This is a genomic window from Streptomyces calidiresistens (assembly GCF_014141525.1).
Lineage (GTDB): Bacteria > Actinomycetota > Actinomycetes > Streptomycetales > Streptomycetaceae > Streptomyces > Streptomyces calidiresistens.
In genome coordinates this window covers 1-2,645 of the sequence record NZ_VKHS01000743.1, presented here as the reverse complement: position 1 = coordinate 2,645, position 2,645 = coordinate 1, and the positions used below count along the sequence as shown (strand labels likewise).

At 73.5% G+C, this 2,645-nt stretch carries 2 protein-coding genes; both read left to right on the top strand.

Annotated features, from left to right (window positions below; genetic code table 11):
- Positions 1 to 1,229: ABC transporter permease (locus FOE67_RS22225; RefSeq protein ID WP_194444577.1), on the top strand; the 1,229-nt coding region annotated here is incomplete at its 5' end.
- Between the two features lie 115 nt (positions 1,230 to 1,344).
- On the top strand, positions 1,345 to 2,645 hold a 1,301-nt coding region (locus FOE67_RS30500; RefSeq protein ID WP_323385283.1), incomplete at its 3' end, for an ABC transporter ATP-binding protein.

The following is a 2,645-nucleotide window of genomic DNA, read 5'->3' as shown; positions in this document are numbered from 1 at the left end:
ACCCCCTCGTCACCGGAGGTGAGGCCGTGACCCAGCCCCAACTCCCCGGGCCGGACCCGGCGGCCTCCCGGGCGGGGTCCCCCTCCGCCGTTCCGGGCGCCCCGGCGGCCGAGCCCCCGCCGGACCCGACCGGTGAACAGACCGGTGGCGACCCGTCCGCCCCTCCGCGCCGAACGGGGCGCCCCCGCCCGGTGTGGCGCACCTTCCGCCGCCACAAACCCGCCGTCGCGGGGGCGGTGATCACCCTCTTCCTGCTGTTCGTCGTGCTCTTCGCCGAGTTCCTGGCGCCCTTCGGCACCGGTCGGCTCAACGCCGACTACACCTACGCGCCCCCGCAAACCCTGCGGGTCAGCCTCTCCGAGGGCCTCTACGTCCACGGCTACGCCTTCGAGCAGGACGAGAACCTGCGGATCCACTACTCGATCGACGAGTCCGAGCGGATTCCGGTGCGGCTCTTCGCCAAGGGGGAGTCCTACCGCCTGTTGGGCGTCATCCCGACCGATCGTCACCTCATCGGACCGGTGAATCCGGACGATCCGATGTACCTCCTCGGCTCCGACCGCGTCGGCCGGGACCAACTCTCCCGCCTCATCCACGCCACCCGGATCTCGCTCTCCGTCGGCCTGGTCGGCGTCGCCCTCGCCTTCGTCCTGGGCGTCGTGCTCGGCGGCATCTCCGGCTACCTCGGCGGCCGGGTGGACACCCTGATCCAACGCTTCATCGAGTTCGTGATGGCCGTGCCCACCCTGCCGCTGTGGTTGGGCATGACCGCGGCCATCCCCGTGGACATCGGACCCGTCCGCAGATATTTCCTGATCAGCGTCATCCTCTCGCTGCTCGCCTGGACCACCCTCGCCCGCGAGGTGCGCGGACGCTTCCTGATGCTGCGCCACGAGGACTTCGTCACCGCCGCCCGCCTCGACGGCGCCTCCGGGGGACGCATCGTCTTCCGCCACATGCTCCCCTCCTTCACCAGTCACCTCATCGCCGCGCTCACCCTCTCCATCCCCGGCGTGATCCTCGCCGAGACGGCCCTGAGCTGGCTCGGGCTGGGAATGCGGCCACCGGTCGTGAGCCTGGGCGTGCTGCTCAACGACGCCACCTCCGTACGGGTCATCGACCAGGCGCCCTGGCTGTTGCTGCCCGGCCTGTTGGTGGTGGTCATCGTGCTGGCCCTCAACTTCGTCGGTGACGGGCTGCGCGACGCGGCCGACCCCTACCGCCGATGAACCCCGCCGGCCCCCGGCGCGCTTCGCCCGGGGGCCGGCGGTACCACCCCACCCCGGCGGGGCCGGAAACCACCGGACCCGCCGGGAACCACCCGAACCGACGATGGAGAACGCCATGCCGGCCCCCACCACCGGTGCCGCCCCCGGCGGCACGATGTCCGCCCCCGACACCGCGCGGGGCCCGGGCAGCGGAAAGGAGCGCACCGCCCATGCCGGAGGCGACCCCGCCCGAGGTGATTCCGGCGCCGGCACCGCCGGTGGCGGGCCGTCCGCCCCTCCCGGTGGGCACGAGCGCGCCGGCGCCCCCGACGCCGCCGGGCACACCGCCGGGGAGCCCCCGCTGCTGCGGGTCAGCGGCCTGCGCACCCACTTCGAGACCGACGACGGCGTGGTGCGAGCGGTCGACGGGGTGGACCTGGTCGTGAACGCCGGACGGATCGTCTGCGTGGTGGGGGAGTCCGGCTGCGGCAAGAGCGTCACCGCCCGCTCCGTCCTCGGCCTGGTCGATCCCCCGGGCCGGGTGGTCGGCGGCACCGTCCAGTGGCGGGGCGGCGGCCGTTCGACCCCGGTGGACCCCACCGCACTGCACCCGCGCGACCCCGTGCTGCGGAGCGTGCGCGGCGGGGAGATCGCCATGGTCTTCCAGGAACCGATGGCCTCCCTGTCCCCCATGCACACCATCGGGGACCAACTCGTGGAAACCATCCGCCTGCACCGGGGAATGAACCGCGCCGAGGCACGTGACCACGCGATCTCCGTGCTGCGCCGGGTGGGCATCCCGCAACCCGAACGGCGCTTCGACGCCTACTCCTTCCAGCTCTCCGGCGGGATGTGCCAGCGCGTCATGATCGCCATGGGACTCTCCTGCGACCCGGACCTGCTGATCGCCGACGAACCCACCACCGCCCTGGACGTCACCATCCAGGCCCGCATCCTCGACCTGTTGTTGGACCTCCGGGAGAGCACCGGCCTCGCGGTCCTCTTCATCACCCACGACCTCGGGGTGGTCGCGGAGATCGCCGACGAGGTGGTGGTGATGTACCTGGGCACCGTGGTGGAGCGGGGACCCGTGGACGACATCTTCCACCACCCCCGCCACCCCTACACCCGGGCCCTGCTGGCCTCGGTACCGGGCCTCGGAGCGGAAGGCGGCCCGGCGCCGGACCCCTCCGGCCGGGGGCACCTGCCCCAGATCCGGGGCCGGGTCCCGCACCCCTCGGAACGCCCGACGGGGTGCCCCTTCCACCCGCGCTGCGACGAGGCGATCGCCGGCGTGTGCGACGCGGGGCCGCCCCCGGAGGTGGTGCTCGGCCCGGACCGCACCGTCCGCTGCGTGCTGTACGGGGACCCGCCGGACACCTCGGGGACCCCCGATCCCGCCCGGGCCGCCGAGGGACCCCTCCCCGGGGAGGACCC